This window comes from Rahnella inusitata, from assembly GCF_965118895.1.
GTDB lineage: Bacteria > Pseudomonadota > Gammaproteobacteria > Enterobacterales > Enterobacteriaceae > Rahnella > Rahnella inusitata_A.
The window spans coordinates 15,555-40,159 of record NZ_CBCPJJ010000006.1; the positions used below are offsets into that span (position 1 = coordinate 15,555).

The 24,605-nt window shown below is 57.3% G+C and carries 22 protein-coding genes and 1 other RNA gene; 10 read left to right on the top strand and 13 right to left on the bottom strand.

Annotated features, from left to right (window positions below; genetic code table 11):
• Positions 1 to 58 precede the first annotated feature (58 nt).
• From cheR to ACMHLI_RS05760, 7 genes are all read left to right on the top strand, one after another.
• Positions 59 to 931, top strand: coding sequence for a protein-glutamate O-methyltransferase CheR (gene cheR / locus ACMHLI_RS05730; protein WP_413528611.1), 873 nt, complete (start codon positions 59 to 61; stop codon positions 929 to 931).
• Positions 931 to 1,980, top strand: coding sequence for a protein-glutamate methylesterase/protein-glutamine glutaminase (locus ACMHLI_RS05735; RefSeq protein ID WP_112164368.1), 1,050 nt, complete (start codon positions 931 to 933; stop codon positions 1,978 to 1,980). Before cheR ends, ACMHLI_RS05735 begins: the two co-directional genes overlap by 1 nt.
• 46 nt (positions 1,981 to 2,026) lie before the next feature.
• Positions 2,027 to 2,416, top strand: coding sequence for a chemotaxis response regulator CheY (gene cheY, locus ACMHLI_RS05740; RefSeq protein ID WP_413528612.1), 390 nt, complete (start codon positions 2,027 to 2,029; stop codon positions 2,414 to 2,416).
• Positions 2,417 to 2,424: 8 nt separating this feature from the next.
• The gene (gene cheZ / locus ACMHLI_RS05745; RefSeq protein ID WP_112164367.1) at positions 2,425 to 3,069 is read left to right on the top strand and encodes a protein phosphatase CheZ; all 645 of its coding nucleotides are present in this window, start codon (positions 2,425 to 2,427) and stop codon (positions 3,067 to 3,069) included.
• Positions 3,070 to 3,380: 311 nt separating this feature from the next.
• On the top strand, positions 3,381 to 4,532 hold the full coding sequence (flhB, locus tag ACMHLI_RS05750) for a flagellar biosynthesis protein FlhB (RefSeq protein ID WP_112164366.1): 1,152 nt from the start codon (positions 3,381 to 3,383) through the stop codon (positions 4,530 to 4,532).
• Complete coding sequence (gene flhA / locus ACMHLI_RS05755; protein ID WP_413528613.1) at positions 4,525 to 6,606, top strand: flagellar biosynthesis protein FlhA; 2,082 nt, start codon at positions 4,525 to 4,527, stop codon at positions 6,604 to 6,606. The genes flhB and flhA overlap by 8 nt, the downstream gene beginning before the upstream one ends.
• Before the next feature lie 4 nt (positions 6,607 to 6,610).
• Positions 6,611 to 7,030, top strand: a complete 420-nt coding sequence (locus tag ACMHLI_RS05760; RefSeq protein WP_413528614.1) for a flagellar protein FlhE — start codon at positions 6,611 to 6,613, stop codon at positions 7,028 to 7,030.
• Here ACMHLI_RS05760 and ACMHLI_RS05765 read toward each other — a convergent pair.
• From ACMHLI_RS05765 to ACMHLI_RS05820, 12 genes are all read right to left on the bottom strand, one after another.
• Positions 6,999 to 8,132, bottom strand: a complete 1,134-nt coding sequence (locus ACMHLI_RS05765) for a fatty acid desaturase family protein (protein ID WP_413528615.1) — start codon at positions 8,130 to 8,132, stop codon at positions 6,999 to 7,001. The genes ACMHLI_RS05760 and ACMHLI_RS05765 overlap by 32 nt on opposite strands.
• Positions 8,129 to 9,244 (bottom strand): fatty acid desaturase family protein, encoded by a 1,116-nt coding sequence (locus tag ACMHLI_RS05770; protein ID WP_413528628.1) that lies wholly within the window; start codon positions 9,242 to 9,244, stop codon positions 8,129 to 8,131. Before ACMHLI_RS05770 ends, ACMHLI_RS05765 begins: the two co-directional genes overlap by 4 nt.
• Positions 9,245 to 9,254: 10 nt before the next feature.
• Positions 9,255 to 10,379 carry a sterol desaturase family protein gene (locus ACMHLI_RS05775; RefSeq protein ID WP_413528616.1) on the bottom strand — a complete coding sequence of 375 codons (1,125 nt, stop codon included), beginning with the start codon at positions 10,377 to 10,379 and terminating at the stop codon, positions 9,255 to 9,257.
• On the bottom strand, positions 10,372 to 10,980 hold the full coding sequence (locus ACMHLI_RS05780) for a phosphatase PAP2 family protein (RefSeq protein WP_413528617.1): 609 nt from the start codon (positions 10,978 to 10,980) through the stop codon (positions 10,372 to 10,374). The genes ACMHLI_RS05775 and ACMHLI_RS05780 overlap by 8 nt, the downstream gene beginning before the upstream one ends.
• Entirely contained in the window at positions 10,973 to 12,265 is a 1,293-nt protein-coding gene (locus ACMHLI_RS05785; protein ID WP_413528618.1) for a F390 synthetase-related protein, read from the bottom strand. Before ACMHLI_RS05785 ends, ACMHLI_RS05780 begins: the two co-directional genes overlap by 8 nt.
• Positions 12,262 to 13,065, bottom strand: a complete 804-nt coding sequence (locus ACMHLI_RS05790) for an MBL fold metallo-hydrolase (RefSeq protein WP_413528619.1) — start codon at positions 13,063 to 13,065, stop codon at positions 12,262 to 12,264. The genes ACMHLI_RS05785 and ACMHLI_RS05790 overlap by 4 nt, the downstream gene beginning before the upstream one ends.
• The gene (locus tag ACMHLI_RS05795) at positions 13,058 to 14,074 is read right to left on the bottom strand and encodes an NAD-dependent epimerase/dehydratase family protein (protein WP_413528620.1); all 1,017 of its coding nucleotides are present in this window, start codon (positions 14,072 to 14,074) and stop codon (positions 13,058 to 13,060) included. The genes ACMHLI_RS05790 and ACMHLI_RS05795 overlap by 8 nt, the downstream gene beginning before the upstream one ends.
• A complete protein-coding gene (locus ACMHLI_RS05800; protein WP_413528629.1) occupies positions 14,071 to 15,081 on the bottom strand; it encodes a 3-oxoacyl-[acyl-carrier-protein] synthase III C-terminal domain-containing protein in 1,011 nt (336 codons plus the stop codon). The genes ACMHLI_RS05795 and ACMHLI_RS05800 overlap by 4 nt, the downstream gene beginning before the upstream one ends.
• Before the next feature lie 386 nt (positions 15,082 to 15,467).
• Positions 15,468 to 16,397 carry an ROK family protein gene (locus tag ACMHLI_RS05805; RefSeq protein ID WP_413528621.1) on the bottom strand — a complete coding sequence of 310 codons (930 nt, stop codon included), beginning with the start codon at positions 16,395 to 16,397 and terminating at the stop codon, positions 15,468 to 15,470.
• Positions 16,394 to 17,260 carry an ABC transporter permease gene (locus ACMHLI_RS05810; protein ID WP_413528622.1) on the bottom strand — a complete coding sequence of 289 codons (867 nt, stop codon included), beginning with the start codon at positions 17,258 to 17,260 and terminating at the stop codon, positions 16,394 to 16,396. The genes ACMHLI_RS05805 and ACMHLI_RS05810 overlap by 4 nt, the downstream gene beginning before the upstream one ends.
• Entirely contained in the window at positions 17,260 to 18,180 is a 921-nt protein-coding gene (locus ACMHLI_RS05815) for an ABC transporter permease (protein WP_413528623.1), read from the bottom strand. Before ACMHLI_RS05815 ends, ACMHLI_RS05810 begins: the two co-directional genes overlap by 1 nt.
• Before the next feature lie 27 nt (positions 18,181 to 18,207).
• Positions 18,208 to 19,752, bottom strand: a complete 1,545-nt coding sequence (locus tag ACMHLI_RS05820; protein WP_413528624.1) for an ABC transporter substrate-binding protein — start codon at positions 19,750 to 19,752, stop codon at positions 18,208 to 18,210.
• Positions 19,753 to 19,975: 223 nt separating this feature from the next.
• Here ACMHLI_RS05820 and ACMHLI_RS05825 point away from each other — a divergent pair, with 223 nt between their 5' ends.
• From ACMHLI_RS05825 to ACMHLI_RS05835, 3 genes are read left to right on the top strand one after another with little or no spacing between them, the layout of a single operon-like run.
• Complete coding sequence (locus ACMHLI_RS05825) at positions 19,976 to 21,115, top strand: ROK family protein (RefSeq protein ID WP_413528625.1); 1,140 nt, start codon at positions 19,976 to 19,978, stop codon at positions 21,113 to 21,115.
• 12 nt (positions 21,116 to 21,127) lie between these two features.
• Positions 21,128 to 22,561: a M81 family metallopeptidase gene (locus ACMHLI_RS05830; RefSeq protein ID WP_413528626.1), complete on the top strand. Its 1,434-nt coding sequence runs from the start codon at positions 21,128 to 21,130 to the stop codon at positions 22,559 to 22,561.
• Position 22,562: 1 nt separating this feature from the next.
• Positions 22,563 to 24,383 carry an ABC transporter ATP-binding protein gene (locus ACMHLI_RS05835; protein WP_413528627.1) on the top strand — a complete coding sequence of 607 codons (1,821 nt, stop codon included), beginning with the start codon at positions 22,563 to 22,565 and terminating at the stop codon, positions 24,381 to 24,383.
• A gap of 49 nt (positions 24,384 to 24,432) precedes the next feature.
• On the opposite strand, the gene ACMHLI_RS05840 is transcribed toward ACMHLI_RS05835, so the two are convergent.
• A non-coding RNA gene (locus ACMHLI_RS05840) (RtT sRNA) lies at positions 24,433 to 24,562 on the bottom strand.
• Between the last annotated feature and the right edge of the window lie 43 nt (positions 24,563 to 24,605).

The window sequence follows — 24,605 nt, forward strand, 5'->3', positions numbered from 1 at the left end:
GCAATGACGCGTCAACAAGAATTTAGAAGTATCACCCGTTCGTTACTGGAGCTGCACCATGAATCAACCAGGCTCACCAATGAGTGCTGATAACACCTCGATCATGGCACAGATGATCCAGCGGTTACCGCTGTCAGATATCCATTTCCGTCGGATAAGCGAACTTATATACCAGCGCGCAGGTATCGTGCTGGCGGATCACAAACGGGAAATGGTCTACAACCGCCTCGTCCGGCGGTTGCGGATCCTCGGGCTGAACGATTTCGGCAGTTATCTGGCCATGCTGGAAAGTGACACCAGCAGCGCAGAGTGGCAGGCGTTTATTAATGCGCTGACCACCAACCTGACGGCCTTTTTCCGTGAGGCGCACCACTTCCCGATCCTTGCGGAACATGCGCGTTCGCGACCGAATAACTACAGCGTCTGGAGCACTGCCGCCTCAACGGGCGAAGAGCCGTACTCTATCGCCATGACCCTGAGCGAAGCGCTGGGGCCGCGTATGGCCAACTGCCGCATTCAGGCCAGCGACATTGATACGCAGGTGCTGGAAAAAGCCACGGCGGGCGTCTATCGCCAGGAAGAATTACGCACGCTCAGTCCGCAGCAGTTGCAGAAGTTCTTCCTCAAGGGGACCGGCCCGCACAGTGGTCTGGTGCGCGCCCGTCCGGAACTGACGCAGATGGTGGCGTTCCAGCAGCTGAATTTACTGGCGAACCAATGGCAGCTGAACGGGCCATTCGATGCAATTTTCTGCCGCAATGTGATGATTTATTTCGATAAAGAAACACAGGAGAAAATCTTACGCCGATTTGTTCCGTTACTTAAACCGGGTGGCCTGATGTTCGCCGGACACTCCGAAAACTTCAGCCAGATCAGCCGGGAATTTTATTTGCGCGGCCAGACCGTCTATGGCCTCGCCAAGGAGAGGTAATGAATAAAATCAGAGTATTGAGCGTCGATGACTCGGCGTTAATGCGTCAGCTGATGACTGAAATCATTAACAGCCATCCCGATATGGAAATGGTGGCCACCGCGCCGGATCCGCTGGTCGCGCGGGATCTTATCAAGAAATTTAACCCGGACGTGCTGACGCTGGATGTCGAAATGCCGCGCATGGACGGGCTGGATTTTCTGGAAAAACTGATGCGGCTGCGCCCGATGCCGGTAGTGATGGTGTCATCGCTGACCGGCAAAGGCTCGGAAATCACGCTGCGTGCACTGGAGCTGGGTGCGATTGATTTCGTGACCAAACCTCAGCTGGGCATCCGTGAAGGGATGCTGGCGTACAGCGAAATGATTGCCGACAAGATCCGCACCGCGTCGAAAGCGCGTCTGAACAAAAGCGTCAATCTCGACCAGCCGCGCATGCTCAGCCATACGCCGCTGCTCAGCAGTGAAAAGCTGATCGCCATCGGCTCTTCCACCGGCGGCACCGAGGCGATCCGCCACGTGTTGCAGCCGCTGCCGCCGACCTGTCCGGCACTGATGATCACCCAGCATATGCCGCCGGGGTTCACGCGCTCGTTTGCCGAACGTCTGAACAAGCTGTGTCAGATAACGGTGAAAGAGGCCGAAGACGGCGAGCGCGTTTTACCGGGTCATGCGTACATCGCGCCGGGCGACAGGCATATGGAGTTGACGCGCAGCGGGGCTAACTATCAGGTTAAGTTGAACGACGGTCCGGCGGTGAACCGCCATCGTCCGTCGGTTGACGTGTTATTTCGTTCGGTGGCGCAGTTCGCCGGACGCAATGCTGTCGGGGTGATCCTGACAGGAATGGGCAATGACGGCGCCGCCGGCATGCTGGAGATGCATCGCGCAGGGGCGTATACCCTGGCACAAAATGAAGCCAGTTGTGTGGTTTTCGGTATGCCTCGTGAGGCTATCGCCACCGGTGGCGTCAATGAAGTGGTGGATCTCAGCCAAATCAGTCAGCGAATGCTGGCACAAATATCAGCCGGTCAGGCATTACGTATTTAATTTTTCAGCCTTGCGCTGGGTAGCAAACCTTAGGAGTAGATAAAACATGGCCGATCCAAATCTGAGATTCCTGGTAGTAGACGATTTCTCTACCATGCGTCGTATTGTTCGCAACCTTTTGAAAGAGCTGGGCTTCCAGAACGTGGAAGAAGCAGAAGATGGCGTAGATGCGCTGAACAAACTGCGCGGCGGGGGTTTTGACTTCGTGGTATCCGACTGGAACATGCCAAACATGGACGGTCTGGATTTACTCAAAACGATCCGCGCTGATGCCGCACTGGCAAAACTGCCGGTACTGATGGTCACCGCTGAAGCGAAAAAAGAAAACATCGTGGCCGCAGCGCAGGCCGGTGCCAGTGGTTACGTCGTGAAGCCATTTACCGCCGCCACGCTGGAAGAAAAGCTGGGCAAAATCTTCGAAAAACTGGGCATGTAGGAGTACTTATGGCAGAGATACCAATGCCTGCAAATGATGCAGCAACCGCGGGCGATATCATCGCCCGCATTGGGCAACTGACTCGTATGTTACGTGACAGTATGCGTGAACTTGGCCTGGATCAGGCCATTGCTCAGGCGGCTGAAGCGATTCCTGATGCACGCGATCGTCTCGATTACGTCGTCACCATGACCGCACAGGCGGCCGAGCGTGCGCTGAACTGCGTGGAAGCGGCCCAGCCTGTGCAGAACAAACTGGAATCCGGCGCGAAAAAGCTCGATAAGCGCTGGGATGAATGGTTTGAGAATCCGATCGAATTGTCTGACGCGCGTGAACTGGTCTCCGATACCCGCGGCTACCTGAAAGAAGTGCCTGAGCATACCGGTTTCACCAACGCACAGTTGATGGAAATCATGATGGCGCAGGACTTCCAGGATCTGACCGGTCAGGTGATCAAACGCATGATGACCGTGGTGCAGGAAATTGAAAATCAGCTGCTGATGGTACTGATGGAAAACATTCCTGAACAACAGGCCAGAGCGAAACGTGAAAACGACAGCCTGCTCAACGGCCCGCAGCTCGACACCAACGGTGTCGGCGTAGTCGCCTCGCAGGAACAGGTCGATGACCTACTGGATAGTCTGGGATTCTAAAGGGCTATCTTACTTGCCATTTTGAACCCGGGCAGTGCTCGGAACCGTCACGTACTACGTGTACGCTCCGGTTCCTGTGCGCTGTCCGAGTCCAAACTGCCTGCGACGAGAACGCCCCGACCCTTTTGTCGCTCTCTTTCCTGATGGAGCGTAATTCCCTATCCGCAATTTCAATTCCGACATTCATCTACTGAATAGCCGCCTCTTTATATCGTTTTTCAATCAATAGGACTTCGCCGCTTTTGTCATGCTATGCGTGAAATTGTGCCCGATGCTTTTTGCAGCCGGGTAAACCCTGACAGGAACCGCCGGTGGCTGAAGAAAGCGATCTCGAAAAAAGTGAAGCCCCCACGGCGCACCGGTTAGAAAAAGCCCGTGAAGAAGGTCAGATCCCGCGCTCGCGCGAGCTGACATCGATGCTGATGCTCGGCGGCGGCCTGACGTTGCTGTGGATGTCGGGTGAATCCATGTCGCGTCAGCTCGGCGTGATGATTGCGCAGGGGCTGAATTTCGATCACAACGTTATCGGCAACGACCGGCAGATGTTGCAGCAAATGGCGTCGCTGCTCGGGCGTGCGGTAATGGCGTTAATACCGGTGATCGGCGGGCTGATTTTGATCGCACTCGCCGCGCCTCTGCTGCTGGGCGGGCTGATGTTCAGCGCGAAATCTTTCGAATTTAAGGCCAGCCGCATGGATCCGATTGCCGGGTTCAAGCGGCTGTTTTCCGGTCAGGTGCTGGCGGAGTTGCTGAAGGCGATATTAAAAGCGTCGCTGGTCGGCAGCGTGGCAGGAATGTACCTGTGGCACAAATGGCCGGAGATGCTGCGGCTTATCGCCCAGCCGACCATTCCGGCGCTTGCCGAAGCGCTGCACATGGTGGTTTTTTGCGGACTGCTCGTCGTCTTCGGGTTAACGCCGATGGTTGCGTTCGACGTGTTCTGGCAAATCTGGAGCAATCTGAAAAAACTGCGCATGAGCAAGCAGGACATCCGCGATGAACATAAAAGTCAGGAAGGTGACCCGCACGTCAAAGGGCGTATCCGCCAGCAGCAACGTGCAATGGCCCGACGCCGCATGATGGCCGATGTGCCGAAGGCGGACGTCATCGTCACCAACCCGACGCACTACGCCGTGGCACTGCAATACAGTGAAGACAAAATGAGCGCGCCGAAGGTGCTGGCGAAAGGTGCCGGCAACGTGGCGCTGCGTATTAAAGAACTGGGTGCCGAACACAAAATTCCGATGCTGGAAGCGCCGCCTCTGGCGCGTGCGCTGTACCGGCACAGCGACATTGGTCAGCAAATCCCGGCCGCGCTGTATGCGGCGGTCGCCGAAGTTCTGGCCTGGGTTTATCAGCTGAAACGCTGGAAGCGTGAAGGCGGACTGATCCCTAAAAAACCTCAACATTTACCGGTGCCTGAAGCATTGGATTTTGCAGGAGAGACTGATACACATGGCTAATCTGGCCGCGATGCTGCGTTTACCCGCCAACTTTAAGTCCGGACAATGGCAGGTGCTGGCTGGCCCTATCCTGATCCTGATGATCCTGTCGATGATGGTGCTGCCGCTGCCGCCGTTCCTGCTCGACTTACTGTTTACCTTTAATATTGCGCTGTCCATCATGGTGCTGCTGGTGGCGATGTTCACCCAGCGGACCCTGGATTTTGCCGCGTTCCCGACCATTCTGCTGTTCTCCACGTTGTTGCGCCTGTCGCTCAACGTGGCCTCGACCCGTGTGATCTTACTGGAAGGTCACACCGGCGGCGCGGCGGCAGGACGGGTGATTGAAGCCTTCGGCCACTTTCTGGTCGGCGGTAATTTCGCCATCGGTATTGTGGTCTTTATCATCCTCGTCTTGATTAACTTTATGGTCATCACCAAAGGTGCGGGGCGTATTGCCGAAGTGGGCGCGCGTTTCGTGCTCGACGGGATGCCCGGTAAACAGATGGCGATCGATGCCGATCTTAACGCCGGTCTGATTGGCGAGGATGAAGCTAAACAGCGCCGCAGTGACGTGACGCAGGAAGCCGACTTCTACGGTTCGATGGACGGTGCGAGTAAGTTCGTGCGCGGTGACGCCGTGGCCGGTCTGATGATCATGATCATTAACGTCGTCGGTGGCCTGCTGGTTGGCGTTCTGCAACATGACATGGATTTCGGCCACGCGGCGGAAAGCTACACCTTGCTGACCATTGGTGACGGTCTGGTCGCGCAGATCCCCGCGCTGGTGATCTCCACCGCAGCGGGTGTGATTGTGACCCGCGTCGGCACCAATCAGGACGTCGGCGAGCAGATGGTCACCCAGCTGTTCCGCAATCCGCGCGTCATGATGCTCAGCGCCGGCGTGCTCGGATTGCTCGGCATGGTGCCGGGAATGCCGAATCTGGTCTTCCTGCTGTTCACTACCGGGCTGCTGGCGCTGGCCTGGTGGATCCGTGGTCAGGAACAAAAAGAACCGGTGGTGAAAGCCGCCGCGCCTGTCGAAGGTGAAAACAAGCAACTGGTGGAAGCGAGCTGGCAGGACGTTCAGCTGGAAGATCCGCTGGGGATGGAAGTGGGTTACCGGCTGATCCCGATGGTGGATTTCGCGCAAAACGGCGAGCTGCTGGGGCGTATCCGCAGTATCCGTAAGAAATTCGCGCAGGAAATGGGTTATCTGCCGCCGGTTATTCATATCCGCGATAACCTCGAACTGCCGCCCGCGGGCTACCGTATTCTGATGAAAGGCGTCGAAATTGGCACCGGCACCGCGCATCCGGGCCGCTGGATGGCGATCAATCCGGGCAGCGCGATTGGCGAACTGCCGGGTGAGCCGACGGTCGATCCAGCCTTTGGTCTGGCCGCCGTGTGGATTGAACCGGCGATGCGTGAACAGGCGCAGATTCAGGGTTTCACGGTGGTGGAAGCCAGTACCGTGGTCGCAACACACCTCAATCACCTGATCAGCCTCCACGCCCGCGAGCTGTTTGGGCGTCAGGAAACGCAGGAGCTGATGGATCGCGTCAGCAAAGAAATGCCGAAACTGACCGAAGACTTTATTCCGGGCGTGATTTCGCTGACCAACATGCACAAAGTGCTGCAAAACCTGCTGTCCGAGCGCGTCTCGATCCGCGACATGCGCACCATTATTGAAACGCTGGCGGAATACGCACCGACCCAGCCGGATCCCAATGAACTGACCTCGGTCGTGCGCGTGGCCCTGGGCCGTGCCATCACTCAGCAATGGTTCCCCGGCACCGGCGAAGTGCAGGTCATCGGGCTGGATACCGCGCTGGAGCGCCTGCTGTTGCAGGCATTGCAAAGCGGCGGCGGGCTCGAGCCGGGGCTGGCTGATCGTCTGCTGACCCAGTCCGAAGCGGCATTACAGCGTCAGGATATGCTGGGTGCGCCGCCGGTTCTGCTGGTGAACCACGCGCTGCGTCCGCTGTTGTCACGTTTCCTGCGCCGTTCGCTGCCGCAGATTGTCGTAATGTCGAATCTGGAAATGAGCGACAGCCGCCAGATCCGCATGACCGCGACCATCGGTGGGGAATAAGAAGATGAAGAAGGCTGCGCTGTGGCTGTGGCTGTTGTGCGCCAGCGGACAGGTGCTGGCGGCGTCCGGCTCGTGGTCGGATACCCAGCGCGGCGTCACGCTGCAAAACCGTGGCGTGATGGCCTCATCGGCGGCGCTGGTGGCGGGAGAGGGTTCCCCCGTACGGCAGCGCGCCTCGGCGACCATCACCACTGTCAGCTGGAAATATGAACTGACGGGGCCACGTCCGGCAGGGCTTCAGGTGAAATTGTGTAACACCATGAACCGTTGCGTGGCGCTCGACGCAGACAGCGGGCAGACCCGTTCCTTTTACGGTCAGGCGGCCAGTTCGCCGATGCGTCTGATTTATTTTGTGCCCGGCAGAGGGGCGATGAACCCGCCGTTACGCATTCTCAGCAATCAGGTGATTGTGAATTATCAGTAGGTTTATCCATCAATCCCGTCGCCGTCTCTCCTTTCCCCATTGCCCGCAGGAATCGCTGCTGGGCAATCAAAATCTCTTTCAGTGAAACGCAGTGATAGGTCACGCCGTGGCGCTGCGTCACCTGGGCGATGATGACCGAAAGCGCCGGATAATGCCGGTGGTTCCAGTGGGGGAAAATGTGGTGGGTCAGGTGGCGGTTGAGTTCGCCCATCCAGTAGGATAACCAGCGCAAAGAAGGCACCCAGTCGATGGTGGTCGCGAAAACGTGGCGATAACGCCCGTGTTGGAAATGCCCGTCCTCCGGGACTTCATAAAACGTCCCCATCGCCCAGTGCGAGCCTAAAATCAGCACCACAAAAATCAGCGAAGAAAGCATCTGCCCGGCTAAATAACACCACAGCAGCGTGGCGACGCCGATGCCTTGCTGGTGCAAAATCCAGTAGGGGATTGCCAGTGCCAGCAGCAGATGCAGCGTTTTGGCCGTCAGAAACAGCCCCCAGCCGCGAACGCCCTGATGGCGCATTTTTGGCTGCACGCGGGTTTTTCCTGCGCGATCAATCCAGTCAAAAAACCAGATGATGCACGGAAACGTCAGCGCCGCGACAAACGGCCAGTAATACTGTTGCGCCTGCATAAAGCTTTTTATTCGCTGGAAAGGCGTCTGGCGCAGCACGCCGTTTTCCTCGATATCCAGATCGTAACCCTGCACATTCAGGTGCGCGTGATGACATTCCACATGGCGTACCCGCCAGCAGTCGGCGTCCAGCCCGAGCGGAATGCAGATCACAAAGTTCAGCGCACGGTTAGCCCATGCCTTGCGGAAAAACGCATTATGCGAGGCATCGTGAACGGCATTGATAGCCAGCAGCATGGCGGTAAAAATAAACGCCAGGTAACCGCAGGCAAAAATAACGGTGTCGCCGCTGAGCAGTGCCGTGGTGTAAAACAGCCCGCACAGAGTGAGCAGACACAGCAATTTAGCGATCATCCGGCCATCGGCAAAACGGTGATCCTGACGCTGCGCCAGATACTGATTCGCGGCTTTGGTCAGGTCGCGATGCAGCGCCAGATCGTCGCGTTGCTGATAGGTCGGGGCGGTCATTTCTGGCTCCACGGGCCGGCGCCTTGCGCTGTTCGCAGATCGTCACCGTTGCCCATTTTGCGCAGAAAATCCTGCTGTTCGCGCAGCAGCTGGCGATAGCTGATACAGCGATAATTCAGTCCATGTTCGGCGGCCAGACCGGCAACTATCTTCGCCAGTGCCGGATAATGCCGGTGGTGCCAGCCCGGAAACAAATGGTGCGTCAGATGCAGGTTGAGCATCCCGAACCATTTCTCCAGCCACAGCGGCGACGGGCGCCAGTCGCAGGCGGTGGCGAAATTATGCTTGTACCAGCCCTGCGGCATTTTGCCGGCGGCGGGCGCTTCATAAAACTCCGCCTGCGCCCAGTGTGTCCCCAGCAGCAGAAACACCACGAAGGTGGAGGCGATCATCTGGCTTATCAGATAGCTGGCAATCACCACGCCTGCGCTGATGCCATGAGCATGGGCGACGAACAGTGGAACGACCAGTACCAGTAACAAATGCAGAAGTTTAAACCCGGCGAAAATCACCCAGCCGCGTCTGCCGGGCAGCGCATCAGTCAGCTTTAAAGGCGTTTTGCCCAGTCTGTCTGACCAGTCAAAAATCCAGGCGATATAAGGCAGGGATAGCGCGGCGATCAGTGGCCAGTAAAGATGCTGAAAGCGCATGTGCGGGCGATATTGCTGGTACGGGCTCTGGCGGAAGATGCCATTTTCTTGTGTATCCAGATCGTAATGCTCGACGTTGGCGTAGCGGTGATGGAACTCTACGTGGCGGATCCGCCAGTAATCAGGATCAACACCCAGCGGCAGCGTGACCAGACGGCTGATTATGCGATTGGCGCGGGTGCTGCGTAAAAAGACGTTGTGCGAAGCATCGTGATTGACGTTGACGTTCAGCAGCATACCCATCAGCACAAACAGCAGATATCCGCCGAAGAACCCCCAGCCGCTGTGCTGCGTCAGGCAAATGATGTAGCCCGCCACGCACCACAACGCCAGAGCGAAGGCTTTCACCAGACTGAGTCCGTCGGCATAGCGGTGGTCGCCGCGCGCTTTCAGATACGCCTGCGCTTTGATGCTTAGCGCACGGTGAAACGCCTGTTCGCCATCGGGCATAAACCGTGGCATCTCAGGTAATTTACTCACAGGTGGGCACCTGCGCCTGACGGCGTCCGAACCCCAGCGCCAGACTCACGCCATGCAGGGTGATGAAGGGCATCAGCCAGATCCAAAATGTTTCGTGCCAGCGCAGGCCAATCAGGAAAATCGCCGAGAGCGCTACTGTTATCAGTAGCCACGCCGTTACGCCCCATTTGCGGCCTTCGGCAATACCGCCCAGCGCCAGCGTTCCGGCCATCAGTAACAGGAATAATGTGACCTGCGGCAAGGTGGTGCCGTGATAGCCGTACCCGTATTGCCAGACATAGCCGATAACCAGCGAGAACAGTAGCATACCTCCGGTGAGCAGGCTGGCGGTGGCGCAGCGAAACTGCGGCGGCTTGGTCTGATAGCGGAACGGCAATTTCAGATACTGAAAGAATGGCTGATTGCTGGCCCAGAAGGGATTCTGCGGATGCGGCTGCTTGCCGGAACCGTAGGTGAAATCCTCCTTCGGCAGACCCGGCCAGAAGGTGCCGAACATCTTGTCCCAGAAAATAAAGGTGCCTCCGCAGTTTTTATCGGCATAGAAACGGTCATTCACATGATGAACGCGATGGTGTGAAGGCGTAACAAAAATCTTTTCGAGGAATCCGAGATTACCGGTCAGGGCGTTGTGATTAAACAGCTGAACACTGTAATGGAACAGCGATACGGCGATAAAGACTGACAGCGGCACACCGGCGATCGCCAGCAGCATAAAGAACGGAATAGAGGTCAGCGATGAATACCAGGAATTGCGCACGCCGAGCGACAAGTTAAAGTGCTCGCCCTGATGATGCACCACGTGAACTGCCCACAGCGGGCCGAACTTATGGTGCAGACGGTGCAGCCAGTAGAAGCCGAAATCCCAGGCCAGAAGGGCGAAAATCCACACCAGCGGCACCGGCCAGCTGCTCACCCAGTTCAGGCTGAAATGGGTGACCACCAGCCCGTAACAGAAAATCTCCAGTCCGCGAAACAGCCACAGCATCACGTGCCCGGAGTTGAGATTAAACATGACGTCCCGCCAGTTCACCGGCTCTTTGCGCAAATACTGCAACAGGCAGGCTTCACCTAACACCACCGCCAGCATAAAAACGATCGGAATAATTAAATCAACCATGAGCACGTTCCTTGTGACTTGACTGCGAAATTAACATAAACCGCCACAGCAGTGCGCCGACGCCCAGCGCCAGAGTGGCGCCGCTCAGTAAATCGACAAACAGATGGCGACGTAATTGCAAAATGGAGAAGCCGATAGCCAAACACCACAGCACGTAAGCGGCGGTCTTCCAGCGGTTTTCGCCGCTGACTGCCCACACCGACAGCACCGTCAGCGCCATATGCAGCGAGGGCAAACAGTTCTGCGGCGAGTCGATGTCAGTAAGCGATTTCAGCATCCGTCCGCTGAGGGTGTCCTGCGTAAATGGCGGATACACCAGGGTGGTGGGCCAGAGCATATACACAACGCCCGATAACAGCGCGGTGAGCATCATCGAATTACGCAGCCAACGCAGCCGGTTTGCCGGGCAGGTCAGGTACGCCAAAGGGATGATCAGAAAAAATGACAGATACAGCCAGATAGCCGTGGGGCTGAACGGGATAGCCCGGTCAATCACCGACGGCATCAGCACGATACCAGCCCGCTGAAAAGCATCCGACAGGTGATACACCACGCCGACCGAGCCCCAGCCCAGCAGCATCTGCAATAAACGGTTAACCATGAGCGGCTTCCTGTAAGCGCGTAATCCGGCGTTTTTTCTGCATGAAATTGGCAGGGATCTGGCCCGCCTGAAGTATCCACTGTAGCTGAGAAACATCCACGGCCTGTACACCGAAATGCTCCTCCAGCTGCGTTTTGCATACCTGCAGTTCGGCCAGACTACATTCACCCTGCAACATCAGCGTGACGTTGTCCTGCTGGGTGAGCCGGTAGTCCGCCGTCAGCGGCAGGGCATTGGCGATCACCCGGCTACAGGCGTCGGCAAACATAATTCGCGGCAGCGCGTCGCTGCCGGGTAATTCAAGCCAGTCATCGCAGCGGCCCTCAACATGCTGAAGTGACATTGTCACGCGCCCGCAACCGCAGGGTTGCTCGCGTTTTACCAGCACATCATCCAGACGGTAACGCACGATGGGCTGGGTATGGCGGGTAAAGTCGGTGATCACTGGCACAAAGCGGCGGTCGTCGATCCACTCCGGTTCGATGTGGATAAATTCTTCATTCAGGTGCAGCGTTCCGCGCTCGCAGGTGGCGGCAAGAAAGCCCTCAGTGGCCTGATACACCTCGCCGACCTGCGGGAAAACCTGCTCAAGCAGCTGGCGATCCTGTGCCGTTAACACTTCGGCGACTGAGATGGCTTTGCTGACACTGAGCGTCAGTTCCTCATTCAGCACCGCCAGCGCCAGCTGCCGCAGTACCTGTGCCGGTGCGACAATGATGGTTGGCGCGAAGTTTTCCAGCTGCTGTAACTGCGGCTGAAAAGGCGAAAAGAGATCGAAAAATGCCAGACTCAGCCAGCGGTTATTCACGCTGTGATAGAGGTTGTTATCCGCGCGTAAAAACATCGCGACACGCTCGCCGCGACGTAATCCCTTTGGCAACATTTTTGCCAGCATCCCGCCCGCCCAGACCTGCTGTTCGTGCGGGCTGACAACAAAAATGCCCCGTTGCCCGGACGTTCCCGAAGAAAGCCCGACGCTGAAACCTTCAATTTGCGGCGTAAAATGTCGGTCACGTTCCGCCCGCTGTGCGCAGGCGAGCAAGGTGTCTTTCTTCAGACCCGCTGTGTTCATCTGATCAAAATTAGCCATCATCAGCGCTTTATTCATCAGCGGCCACTGGCTGTGTGGCAGATGCGCGTAAGCTTTAAACCACGGGCTGTGTGACAGCGTTTTGCGGGCGAACTGGCGCAGTTTTTTTTGTTGCCAGACCAGTAAGGCTTCGCGACTGTCAAACACCAGCCTGCGGGTGCGCAGATAATGCCAGAGGGTTTTCAGCGGGATCATAAATCGCCTTCGTGACACAGATGGATCTTCACGTTGCCACTGAGGTGGAGCTGATGCAGGCGGTTGAGCGTCTGATAGTAGGCGGCACTGTTGTCCATCACCAGATGTGCCATTCGCGACGGGCCGCGCAGTGATTCATAACTCTTTGGCGACCACGCGGCATCGCTTGCCAGCAGTTCCCAGCCGGAATCAGTGAGGACAAACGCGCCGATGTGTCCTGCGGCGTGTCCCGGCAGTGGTACCAGAATGATTTCATTATCGCTGCCCGGAAGCCGGTAGCCGCGCTCAAACGGGGCGAGCTCAGCCGGCAGGGCCGTTTCCTCGAAAGCCTCCATCCACTGCAAACCGGTTTCGAAATCGTCCGGGATTAATCCCGGCACGAAGGCGCTTCTCAGGGCGGAAAAACCGCGCAGTTTACGCGAACGGATCCACCCGGCCATGCTGCTTACTGACGGTACACCGCTGAAATCACGCAGCCCGGCGATATGGTCGCCGTGGAAATGCGAGATAATCAGCGCCGTGATATCGGCGGGCTGAATCCCCTGACTCGCCAGCTGGCGGAACAGGGCATCCTTTGAGTCGAAATGCACCGGCGTGGTGGCGCGGTACAGGCTGAGAATTCCTTTGGTGTGATGCTCGAAATGGTCGGCATAGCCGGTATCCCACAGCCAGCGTTTGCCCCGGGCTTCTAACAGCCAGGCACGGGCAGGGAATTTACACACGCGCCAACCCGCACCTTTCAGCGCCATACAGCCGGGGTGCAGGCAATAGCCCACTTCAAAAGCGGTAAGATTAGCCAAGATGTAATCCTTTATTAAGCCGCATAGCCTGTGCCGTCAGCGCGATGCCCTGTTCCATGGTATACACCGGACGGTAATTAAATTCGTTTATCGCACGGCTTTGGCTGAGTGTCATATCAAAATTCACCGCACCCGCGCTGTAGCGGGTCAGCATCGGTTCGCGCCGACGCGCATGGGCCAGCAGTTCCATGCCTGCGGCCACGCCGTAAAGCAGCGAATACGACACCGGTTTGATGGTAAAACGGATATTCAGTTGTTGCTGTAGCAACTGATGGAGCATCTCTTTGAGCTGCTCCGGCTGCTGATTGGTAATATTATAGGCCGCCGCCAGAGGAAGATGCTCTTGTGTCGTTGCCAGCCACATCGCTTCCACGACATTGAGCGTAAACGTCAAATCCAGTAGCGTTTCTCCGCCGCGGGGCAGGCGCAGTACACCTTTATTCATGCGGATTTGTTCAAGAACGCGGGGAATGATCACCCGGTCGTGGGCGCCGAATAAACCGCGCGGGCGCAGGAGGGTAAACCGGGTGTCGGGAAATTGATGCTGGCGTTGCGTGATGCAACCTTCGGCCAGAAACTTACTGTGAGCATAGTGATTGGCAAAGCGCCTGGCGCGATAACTTTCGTCGAGATCTGCATGATGCTGGAAATCAAAATAAATCGCGGGCGTGGAAATATGCACGAATCTCGGCACCCCTGCCTGCCCGGCGGCAAGTGCCAGGCGGTCGGTGACCTCAACGTTGGTGCGCATAAACGCCGCCTTCGGCCCCCAGGGTGACGATTTTGCCGCACAATGCCAGACGGCCTCGCAGCCCTGAACCATTGAGCTGAATTCCGCTGCGGTCGCGTGGTCGAGATCGACAAAGCGGAAATCGGCTCCGGCGACGGTGAGCATTTTTCCCTGCACCAGATCGCGCCCCGCGGCCACCACCTGATGACCGGCACTGAGCAACCATTCTGTCGCATTGCGTCCGAGTCCGCTGGTCGATCCTGTCACCAAAATTTTCATGGCAGTAATACCATGCCACCGAGCGTGAGCCCGGCAGCGGTACCCACCAGCGCCACTGGTTTACCCGGCATGAAACGATCCTGTGTTATCGCATAGTGCAGGGCGGTCGGGATCGAGGCGGATACCTGATTGCCATGGTGACGATAGATATCAATCAGCACGTCAGCAGGTACGTTCAGCCGCCGGCGCATGTGTTCGAGCGAGACGTGACTGGCCTGATGCGGGACAACCGTCGCCAGGTCACTGAGTTCGCAGCGGGCGGCGGAGAGCAATCTTGCCCAGTAGGCTTCGATCAGCCCCGATGCCAGCCGGAACAAGCGTTTGCCGTCCATGTGGAATAAGAAATCTTTGTCATCGATCCCCGCACGGGGATTACGACGAGTGCCGCCTGCGCGGATATGGCACAGGTCAATCCCGGCGGGGTAGGTTTCCATCAGGCAGGAGAGAATGCCACTGCGTCCGTCTCCCTTTTCTACGATAGCGCATGCCGCGCCGTCCCCGAGAATAATCGACGACTCTTCGTGCTGCCAGTTGATGCCGCGAGACGCCAGTTCCGCACTGACAATGGCGATACGCCGGTATGCACCGGTATTGAGTAAACCTGCTGCTACCTGCAACGCCGAGATAAAGCTGACGCAGCTGGCGTTGATATCAAAGGTGCTAATGCCCTCGCGCAGTGGCGACGCTTTCAGGACGTGCGCCGCGCTATAGGGCAGCGCCTGCACCGGGATGGCCGAGGCAAAAATCAGCAAATCTACCGAGTCCGCCGGGATATTGCCGCACCGTAGCGCGTCGGTTATCGCTTCTGCCGCCAGCTCAACCTGCGAGGTGCAGTTGTCGCCGTGAAAACGATATTCGACGCCCGAGCGTTGTTCTACGTAACCCGCGGATTTCCCCAGACGGGCATCCAGCTCGGCCGACGTGACTTTCTGCGGCGGTAAAGCCGCGCCCGAGGAAATAATTTTCAGCGGTACCAACAATGATGAAACAGGCGTTGTCCTGACAATATCCACATATATCCTTATATATTACTGTTATTACGCCTGAGGGAGAGAAGGGCATCCCGCCGGGCGGATCGGGTGAACATAGTAACTGGTTTCCCTGTGGTGGGGGAATAAGAGGGGGATTAAAGAGTCACTTCGATTGCCTGCAATATCCCCTCCCGGCATCACCCTTCGCAGGGTGAGGAGCAGACCGGTACAGTTTTTTCTTTAGAAAGGTTTGATAGTGCGTCTTTGAAAAAGCGTGGGAGATCAAAAAGGGAGGCGCTTTCCTCCCTCTTTGGCGGTTTTGGCTCGGGGGGTTAAGTGATCACTGCACATGAGAAAATGAAATATTCTCGATCTTTTTATAAGGAGCCGTAAGTGCGTGGGGCACCGCACCCTTAAGGATTTTATCCTTCAATTCTCCCCATGACCGATGCGCCCACCAGCCCACCTTCCGTCAGGAATTTCCCCGGCACTAACAACGGTGCAGCATAACGGTGTAACACCAGCTTGCGTACCGCGAGGTCTAGTTCCGCGATGAGCGCCGTGGCCGACGCCAGTCCTCCACCGGCAACAATCCGCGACGGGCCGAGAATATTCACCAGCAATGCCAGAGGTTCTGCGACCAGCTGTAACCAGGCGCGGACGGTGAGTCCGTCATCACGGTCGCCCGCCTGCCAGCCGGTGACGATATCCAGACTCGACGCTTCCCGCTGGTGAAAATGCTGATGCAACCGTTCCATGCCGCGTGCAGCGCCGAGCTTATCGAGGCAGCCGGTCTGACCGCAGGCGCATTTCAGGCGCGGGACGAGGTAGGTTTTACCTTCAATATTCAGCTCCGTACGGGTGATGGCTCCGTGTCCCCACTCGCCGGTGACGCCACCGTGGCCGCGGACTAACTGGCCGTTGATCACCAGACCCCCGCCGACACCGGTACCGAGAATAATGGCGACGACGATCGGCTGATGTTGTGCATTTCCGGCGTGCGCTTCAGCCAGAGCAAAACAGTCGGCGTCGTTGGCGGCGGTCACCGGACGGTTCAGCGCCATACTTAAATCTTTTGCCAGCGAGCGGCCGGTGAACGCCGGAATGTTGGTCGCCAGCAGTTCACCGGTTTGCGGAGAAACCAGCCCGGCGGTGGAAATCGCCAGCGGGGTAGAGGACGGAAAATCCGCGCCATACTGGGTAATCAGCGTTTGCATGGCGGCGACGAAATCATCCCACGAGGCAACGGGCGTCGGAACTTTGCCGCACTCTTGCACCTCGCCTGAAACCCGTGAAACGCCAAATTTAATAAACGAACCGCCGATATCGGCACAAAAAACCGCAGAGCTCATGAGCGTGTGTCCAGTAAATCTCGCAGTCCGTCGCCCAGTACGTTAAAACCAAGCACGGTCAGCATAATGGCCAGACCGGGGAACAGCGAAAGGTAAATATTGATGCCGAGAAAGTTTCGGCCATCGCTCATCATGGTACCCCATTCCGGCATCGGCGGTTGCACGCCCAGACCGAGAAATGACAGGCTGGCAGCCGCGAGGATCACGGTGCCGGCGGTCAGCGTCGATTGCACGATAATCGGGCCGATGGCGTTGCGCAAAATGTAATGCACGATGATGCGATAGTTCGATAAACCCAGCGCCTGCGCGGCTTCGACATATTCCATTTGCTTTAAACCGAGGGTCAGATTACGGCTCAGGCGCGCATAAACCGGAATGGCAAACAGGGAAATGGCGATCAGCAGATTCACCAGTCCGCCGCCAAGGATACTGACCACCAGAATGGCCAGCACGATGCCCGGAAACGCGAACAGCATATCCATAAACCACATAATAATCATGTCGGTATACCGTCCTGCCATTCCGGCAATGATCCCCAGCGGAATGCCGACTATCATCGCCAGCCCGACGCTGAGTATCACTTCGATAATCGAGATCCGCGCGCCGTAAATGACGCGGGCGAAAATATCGCGACCGTAATCGTCGGTGCCGAACCAGTGGCTGGCGCTCGGGGCGAGCAGGGTGTCGATGAGATCCTGCGCGTAGGGATCATGACGCGTCAGCAGCGGCGCGAACAGGCCCGCCAGCACGATCAGGCTGACGATAAGTCCGCCGAGCGTCACCGCAGGATGACGCCAGAACCAGCGGAACAACCGCAGCGCACGCGGTTTGCGACGGGGTAATTGCGTGATAATGGCTGACATTAATCGAACCTTATTTTTGGATTCAGGAAGGCAATCAGTAATTCGCCCAGCAGATTCATCACCACCACGCCGCAGACCGCCACCAGTGCGACGCCCTGAATGACCGGGTAATCACGATAGCGCACGGAATCCACCAGCAGGCGGCCAATACCCGGCCAGTTAAAGACCGACTCAGTCACCACCGCGCCACCAATCAGGCTGCCGAAATTGAGTGCGACGATAGTGACAATCGGGATCAGCGCATTGCGAAATGCGTGACTGCAATAAACGGTGGTGGCCGACAATCCCTTGGCACGCGCGGTGCGGATGTAATCTTCCGAGAGAACATCAAGCATGCTCGAACGCGTCATGCGCGCCATCACCGCCATCGGTAAAACCGCCAGCGTGACCGAGGGCAGAATGTAGCTTTTCCACGACGTCGCGCCGAGCAGTGGCAGCCAGCCAAGATTCACCGAGAAGGTGTTCATCGCCATCAGCCCCAGCCAGAAGTTGGCGATGGACGCACCGGCAATCGCCAGTAACATCACGCCAAAATCCGGCCAGCGGTTACGGTACACTGCCCCTATCATGCCGGCCGGAACGCCCACCGCTACCGCCAGAAAATACGCCAGCACCGCCAGCATCAGCGTATACGGCAGACGTTCGCCGATTTCCTGCGTGACAGGTTGCTGCGACTGCAAGGATACGCCGAGATTGCCGTGCAACACGTCACCCGCAAAATGCAGGTATTGCGTCACCATCGGCTGATCCAGCCCGAGGCGGACGCGCATGGCATCGACCGCCTCCTGCGTGGCTTCAGGTCCGGCCATCAGACGCGCCGGATCGCCCGGCAGCGCACGGATGGACACAAAAATCAGCATCGATACCCCGATCAGGATGATCGGGAAGGCGATGAGTTTTTTGGCAAGATAGGCTTTCATGGCGCTTTTCCACTGTAAATGCGGCGGTTATTTTTTCTGTGCATCTTTCACGACGATCTGGCCGCCCGGGATCATGGTGACGCCGGAGATATTGGTGCCGGTGGCGTAGAGATCGTTCTGGTAATAGAGCAATACCTGCGGCGCCTGCTGGTTAATCTCTTTCTGCGCCTCAACATAAATGGCGTTGCGGGCATTTTCATCCAGCGTCGAAGCCGCTTTGTCTAACATCTCATCCAGCTTCGGATCGCTGAAGAAGCCCAGATTGGCCCCGCCCGGTGCGAAGCTTTTACTGTAATACAGCGGACGCAGCTGGAGATCCGCACCGTTTGCGCCGGATGACCAGGACGCCAGTACCGCGCCGGTGTTATCCGCTTTTTTCCCGGCCTGATCGGCGAAGGCGGCTTTGGTCCACACGCCACTTTCCATGATACGCACGTCCAGTTTCACGCCGATTTTTGCCCACATACTTTGCAGCACCTGACCGATGCGCGCGTCCTGCCCCTGCACGGCAATCGACATCGTGAAGCCGTCGGCCACACCCGCTTCTTTCAGTAATGCTTTGGCTTTGGCCAGATCCAGCGGATACGGATTCAGCGTTTTGTCATAGCCGGCGGTGACTGGTGCCAGAGGGGAGTTGGCGGGTTGCGCGAAGCCGGACATGATGGCGCGCACCAGCCCGTCACGGTCGGTGGCGTAGTTCAGCGCCTGACGGACGCGGACGTCGCTAAGCGGTTTGAGATCGGCATTCAGCGCCACCCAGAAGACGGAAGCTCCCGGACTTTCGTGCAGGGCAAACTTCGGATTATTTTTAAGTACTTTGGCAAATTGCGGCGGCACCGGGTTGATCACATCGGTTTCACCGGCCTGAAGCGCCATGTTCATGACCGAAGGTTCGGCGCTCCACGTCCATTTGATGTCATCCGGACCGGCGGCTTTATCGCCCCAGTAGCCCGGATATTTTTGTTCTAAGACGAATTCGCCGGTTTTGTACTGCACCATTTTGTAAGGGCCGGTGCCGACCGCCTTGCTGTCGAGCGTGCCGGTTTTATCCGCCGCCGGGCTGACCATCAGACAAGCGCCTGTAGTGAGTAAATTCAGGAAAGCGGGATACGGTTTTTTTAATTTGAAGACGACGGTGGAGTCGTCGGTTTTGGTGACGCTGTCGAGGAAGGTCCGCAGACGTCCGCTGGCCGCCAGACCACGTTTGGTATCGAGGTGGCGGGCGAAGTTGGCGACCACGGCGTCAGCGTTAAACGGTGTGCCGTCGTGGAAGGTGACGCCGCTGCGCAATTTGAATGTCCAGACCAGACCGCTTTCATCGCTGCTCCATGAGGTCGCCAGCGCCGCTTCCGGTTTCAGCTGCGGCGACATGCGCAGCAGGCCTTCGTACATCGGATCCAATACCGTACCGGTAAACGTGGCGGTCTGGTTGCCCGGATCCATGCTGCGCGGCGCTTCGTTTTGCATCACGTTCAGCGTGGCGGCGAACACCGGCAGCGAAAACGCGGCGAGAAGGGCGCTGCTCAGTAACGATAACTGCACGGGACGCCGGATGTAACGGGTAATCTTCATGTTCTGCCCTCTGCGTGGAAATCGGATTAAGTGGCTCTGGTGATGTCAGTCTGATGAATAAAACATCGGTATTCATTACAAGACATTTTTTAACAAATAGTTCATATGAAATACTTATGTCGCGATATTTAGTTTATTTTGTGAACTAATTGGCATTGATATATCCATTTCTTCCGTTTAATGTCAATGCAGATGAGCGAAAACTGAGAGCGCCTGAACGAATATGTTAACAATCTTGCAACGACAGATATTAGGTGCGATTAATGCGTCAGGTGGCTTAAGCCGGACGGAACTGGCTCAGTTGGTCGGCATGAGCAAAGCGGCAATCGGCGGTGTGGTGCGCGAAATGCTCGAGGCCGGATTCTTGCACGAGGCGGAAACGGTGCCGGGCAGCGGACAGGGGCGGCCATCGGTGCGGCTGGTGGTGCATCCGGACGGTGCATGGTTTGCCGGCGTCTCATTGTTGCAAAATCCGGCGCAGATGGTGCTTATCAACCTGCATGGGGAAATCCTCTCGCGCGTCGCATTTGCGGCAGATTCTGATCCGCAGCGGCTGGCAGAAAATATCGCCAGGGCATTACCGGCGTTGCTCGAACCGCATCCTGACGCGGCGAAGAAACTGGTCGGCCTGGGCGTCACGCTGTCCGGCCTGATTGACGAACACCAGTCCACCTGCGTGCAGTCGGCGCTGCTCGGCTGGCGCGATGTGCCGCTGGCGAAGCTGATTTCACAGGCCACCGGCATGGATGTCGCCATTGAAAACGATGCCAAAGCGCTGGCGGTGAGTGAGAAGAGTTTCGGTCAGGCGCGGGATCTGAGGAGCTTTACGCTGGTCAGCCACGGCGCGGGGATCGGCAGCGCGCACTTTATCGCCGGGAAGTTGCATCGTGGTTTGCACGGCGGTGCGGGGGAAATCGCCCACTGTACGCTGGAGCTGAACGGCTCGCCGTGCCGTTGTGGTAAGCGCGGCTGTCTGGATACGCTGGCGTCGCTGAATGCCATCGCGCAAATGGCCATAGCCGAAGGACTGGAGGCGACCACCATCGGCGCGCTGGAGCAACTGGCGATGCAGGGGCAGACAACGGCGATCCGCATTTTGCATCGCGCCGGTTCTGCACTGGGGCTGGCAGTTTCACTTCTCATTCAAATCAACGACCCGGATTTGATCCTCATTGCCCATCAGGACGCGGATTTTTCCGGGTTATTCGGCACCGTTGTACAGCAGTCTATCGAAGCCAACGTGCTGCCGGGCAATGCCGGTAAAACGCCGGTTCGCACTTTTACACTAAACGACGACACCTGGGCGCGCGCGGCGGCAAGCATTGCTGCACATCGCTTTCTTGTCGGTCTGAAGCCAGTCTGAGGAATCATCAACATGCGTATAGCGGTCAGCGGTATCCATATTGAATGCAGTACCTACAACCCGGTACTGAACGAAGAGAAAGATTTCACCGTGGTGCGCGACGGGCAGCTTCTGGCCTCGCCGCGTTTTCGTTTTCTACAAGATTATCCGGCGACGTTTTTACCCACCATTCACGCGCGTGCGATTGCCGGAGGGCCCGTTGCCCGCGCAACCTACGATAAATTTAAAGCGGAAATGATCGCCGGACTGGAGGCGCAAAAGCCGTTTGATGGCCTGTATCTGGCGATGCACGGCGCGATGTACGTCGAAGGGCTGGAAGATGCGGAAGGTGACTGGATCGCCGCTGCGCGTAAAGTCGTCGGGCCGGATTGCCCGATCAGCGTCAGCTACGATCTGCACGGCAATGTGTCGCAGCGGATCATTGACGCTATCGATATGTTTTCCACTTACCGCACAGCGCCGCATATCGATGTCGAAGAAACGATGCGCCGTTCAGTGGCGATGCTGGTGAAACATCTGCAAACCGGGGTGAAACCAACGCTTTTGTGGGTGCCGGTGCCGGTGGTGCTTCCGGGGGAGCGCACCAGCACCGAAGATGAACCGGCAAAAAGTTTGTACGCCCGTCTGCCGGAAATGGACGAAGTGGACGGCGTTTGGGACAGCTCGCTGATGGTCGGTTACGTGTGGGCGGATGAGCCCCGTGCGACGGCGGCGGTGATCATGACCGGTACCGATCGCGCTGTGCTCGAACAGCAGGCGACGCAGCTGGCGCAGGCCTACTGGGACGCGCGTGAGGATTTCGTCTTCGGTTGTGAGACCGATACCGTGGAAGCCTGCGTGCGCAAGGCGATTCACTCTGAAACCCGGCCTGTGGTGCTGGCGGATTCCGGGGACAATCCAACCGGCGGCGGCGTCGGTGACCGCGCGGACGTGCTGGAAGAACTTATCAGGCAATATGCTGAAAATGTGATTGTGGCCGGCATCACCGATGCACCGGCGACGGACGCGGCTTTCAACGCCGGTGTCGGTTCTGAACTGACGCTGACGCTCGGCGCATCACTGGACAACTCCAGCCCGCAGGTCAAAGGCGAGTTTGAGGTGGTATTCCTGCTCGATGCGCTGACGGCTGCCGATCGTCAGGCGGTGTTACGCATTGGCGGTATTGACGTAGTGGTTTCGGCGCGTCGTCGTCCGTATCACAACATCAGCGATTTCACCGTGCTGCAACTCGATCCGCTCACCGCCGATATTGTGGTAGTGAAATCCGGTTATCTCTCCCCGGAGCTGGCCCCGATTGCCAGCCCGAATCTGATGGCGCTGTCGAACGGCGTGGTCGATCAGTTCGTCGAACGTCTTCCGCGCAACCGCAAGGCGCGCAAAACCTTCCCGTTTGACCGTGATTTCAACTATGTGCCGCAGGTGCAGCTGTCGGCAAGGAGCAAATAAGATGAGCGAACCGGAAAACCGTCAGCCGGTGCTGAGCGTAAAACATCTCACCACTTCATTTCGCGGTGAAGACGACTGGCTGCCGGTGGTGCGGGATTTGTCGTTTGATGTATTTCCGGGCGAAACGCTGGCCATCGTCGGGGAATCCGGTTCGGGTAAAAGTGTGACGTCGCTGTCGGTGATGCGTCTGTTGAAAGCGCAAAGCAGCAAAATTGAAGGTGAAATCCGGCTGAATCAGCGCAGTTTACTCGGGCTCTCCGATAAGCAAATGCGCGATATTCGCGGCAATGAAATGGCGATGATTTTTCAGGAGCCAATGACGTCGCTGAACCCGACGTTCAGCATCGGCAGGCAAATCGCCGAAAGCCTTAAGCGCCACCGGGGGATGTCGTCTGCACAAGCGCGGGCAGAAACGCTGAAGCTGCTTGAAAAGGTGCGCATTCCCAATGCCAGCGCGCGCTTCGATGAATATCCGCATCAGTTTTCCGGCGGGATGCGCCAGCGGGTGATGATCGCCATGGCGCTGGCGCTTAAACCCAAACTGCTGATCGCCGACGAACCGACAACCGCGCTGGACGTGACTATTCAGGGCCAAATTCTGGATTTGATCAAGACGTTGCAGGAAGAAGAGGGGATGGCAGTGCTGTTCATCACCCATGATATGGGCGTGGTGGCAGAAATTGCTGACCGCACGCTGGTGATGTATCGCGGTGAAGCGGTGGAAAGCGGCGCGACCGAAGATATTTTCCATCGCCCGCAGCATCCTTACACGCGCGCACTGCTGGCGGCGGTGCCGAAATTAGGATCGATGCAGGGGCGCGAATGGCCGCTGCGTTTCCCGCAGATTAATCTGCAAACCGGTGAAGCCAATACACCCACAGAAGTGGCGGGGACGGTGGATAATGGCCTGACGCCTCTGCTCTCGGTGAAGAATCTCAGCGCACGTTTTCCGGTCTATGGCGGCGTGTTCAGCCGCCAGGTCGGAGCGGTACATGCAGTGGAAAATATCAGCTTTGATTTATTCCAGGGCGAAACGCTCTCGCTGGTCGGCGAATCCGGCTGTGGTAAATCCACCACCGGCCGTGCGGTGACGCGGTTGCTCAAGCCGCACAGCGGCGCAATCGACTTTGATGGATTTGACGTCATGAATTTGGGCAAGCGTGACATTTTGCAAATGCGTCAGCGCATCCAGATGATATTTCAGGATCCCTTTGCCAGCCTCAATCCGCGTATGCGCATCGGCGACGCGCTGATCGAACCGATGCTGCAACATAAGCTGCATAACCGCAGCGATGCCAAAGAGAAAGCCGCGTCGCTGTTGCAAAAGGTCGGGTTGTCGGCGGACATGCTGCGCCGGTTCCCGCACGAGTTTTCCGGTGGTCAGCGTCAGCGGATCTGCATCGCCCGCGCGCTGACGCTCGACCCGAAAGTGATCGTCGCCGATGAGTCGGTGTCTGCGCTGGATGTGTCGGTGAAAGCGCAGGTAGTGAATCTGCTGCTCGATTTGCAGGAAAGCATGAATCTGTCATACCTGTTTATTTCGCACGATATGGCGGTGGTCGAGCGGGTGAGTCATCGCGTGGCCGTGATGTATCTGGGGGAAATTGTGGAAATCGGCCCGCGCGCGGCAATATTCGATAATCCGCAGCATCCGTACACCCGTAAACTGATGGCCTCAGTGCCGGTGCCCGATCCGTCACGCAGAATGCTCAAACGTCAGATGCAGGTCGAAGAGCTGAAAAGCCCGGTGCGTGAGAACGGCTTTGTACCGCCAGTCAGGCAGTATCAGGAAGTGTCAGTGGGACATTTTGTGCAGGTTTAAATGTGGATTGTTTTGATTTTATCGAAAAGGTGAGGAGAACTCAGGAAGATGGTGGTGGGGGAAGGATGACTCGGCCTGTGGCCTCGCCCTGCGGGTCGTTGCTGCGCAACGCTGTCTCGCTTCGCTCGGCTCGAACCTTCGGGTCGAAGCTTCTCTATCCTTCCCGGGCAGTGTTCTATTTTATTTTTGATTTTGTCGAAAAAGTGAGGAGGACTCAGGAAG

Excerpts from the sequence above, each read along its gene's own strand:
- ACMHLI_RS05775 (WP_413528616.1), bottom strand. The coding sequence starts at position 10,379 with ATGGTTGATTTAATTATTCCGATCGTTTTTATGCTGGCGGTGGTGTTA.
- ACMHLI_RS05820 (WP_413528624.1), bottom strand. The coding sequence starts at position 19,752 with ATGAAGATTACCCGTTACATCCGGCGTCCCGTGCAGTTATCGTTACTG.
- cheZ (WP_112164367.1), top strand. The coding sequence starts at position 2,425 with ATGGCAGAGATACCAATGCCTGCAAATGATGCAGCAACCGCGGGCGAT.
- ACMHLI_RS05760 (WP_413528614.1), top strand. The coding sequence starts at position 6,611 with ATGAAGAAGGCTGCGCTGTGGCTGTGGCTGTTGTGCGCCAGCGGACAG.
- ACMHLI_RS05795 (WP_413528620.1), bottom strand. The coding sequence starts at position 14,074 with ATGAAAATTTTGGTGACAGGATCGACCAGCGGACTCGGACGCAATGCG.
- cheR (WP_413528611.1), top strand. The coding sequence starts at position 59 with ATGAATCAACCAGGCTCACCAATGAGTGCTGATAACACCTCGATCATG.
- flhA (WP_413528613.1), top strand. The coding sequence starts at position 4,525 with ATGGCTAATCTGGCCGCGATGCTGCGTTTACCCGCCAACTTTAAGTCC.
- ACMHLI_RS05785 (WP_413528618.1), bottom strand. The coding sequence starts at position 12,265 with ATGATCCCGCTGAAAACCCTCTGGCATTATCTGCGCACCCGCAGGCTG.
- ACMHLI_RS05835 (WP_413528627.1), top strand. The coding sequence starts at position 22,563 with ATGAGCGAACCGGAAAACCGTCAGCCGGTGCTGAGCGTAAAACATCTC.
- cheY (WP_413528612.1), top strand. The coding sequence starts at position 2,027 with ATGGCCGATCCAAATCTGAGATTCCTGGTAGTAGACGATTTCTCTACC.
- ACMHLI_RS05830 (WP_413528626.1), top strand. The coding sequence starts at position 21,128 with ATGCGTATAGCGGTCAGCGGTATCCATATTGAATGCAGTACCTACAAC.
- ACMHLI_RS05765 (WP_413528615.1), bottom strand. The coding sequence starts at position 8,132 with ATGACCGCCCCGACCTATCAGCAACGCGACGATCTGGCGCTGCATCGC.
- ACMHLI_RS05825 (WP_413528625.1), top strand. The coding sequence starts at position 19,976 with ATGTTAACAATCTTGCAACGACAGATATTAGGTGCGATTAATGCGTCA.
- ACMHLI_RS05735 (WP_112164368.1), top strand. The coding sequence starts at position 931 with ATGAATAAAATCAGAGTATTGAGCGTCGATGACTCGGCGTTAATGCGT.
- ACMHLI_RS05810 (WP_413528622.1), bottom strand. The coding sequence starts at position 17,260 with ATGTCAGCCATTATCACGCAATTACCCCGTCGCAAACCGCGTGCGCTG.
- ACMHLI_RS05805 (WP_413528621.1), bottom strand. The coding sequence starts at position 16,397 with ATGAGCTCTGCGGTTTTTTGTGCCGATATCGGCGGTTCGTTTATTAAA.
- ACMHLI_RS05780 (WP_413528617.1), bottom strand. The coding sequence starts at position 10,980 with ATGGTTAACCGTTTATTGCAGATGCTGCTGGGCTGGGGCTCGGTCGGC.
- ACMHLI_RS05770 (WP_413528628.1), bottom strand. The coding sequence starts at position 9,244 with ATGCCACGGTTTATGCCCGATGGCGAACAGGCGTTTCACCGTGCGCTA.
- ACMHLI_RS05815 (WP_413528623.1), bottom strand. The coding sequence starts at position 18,180 with ATGAAAGCCTATCTTGCCAAAAAACTCATCGCCTTCCCGATCATCCTG.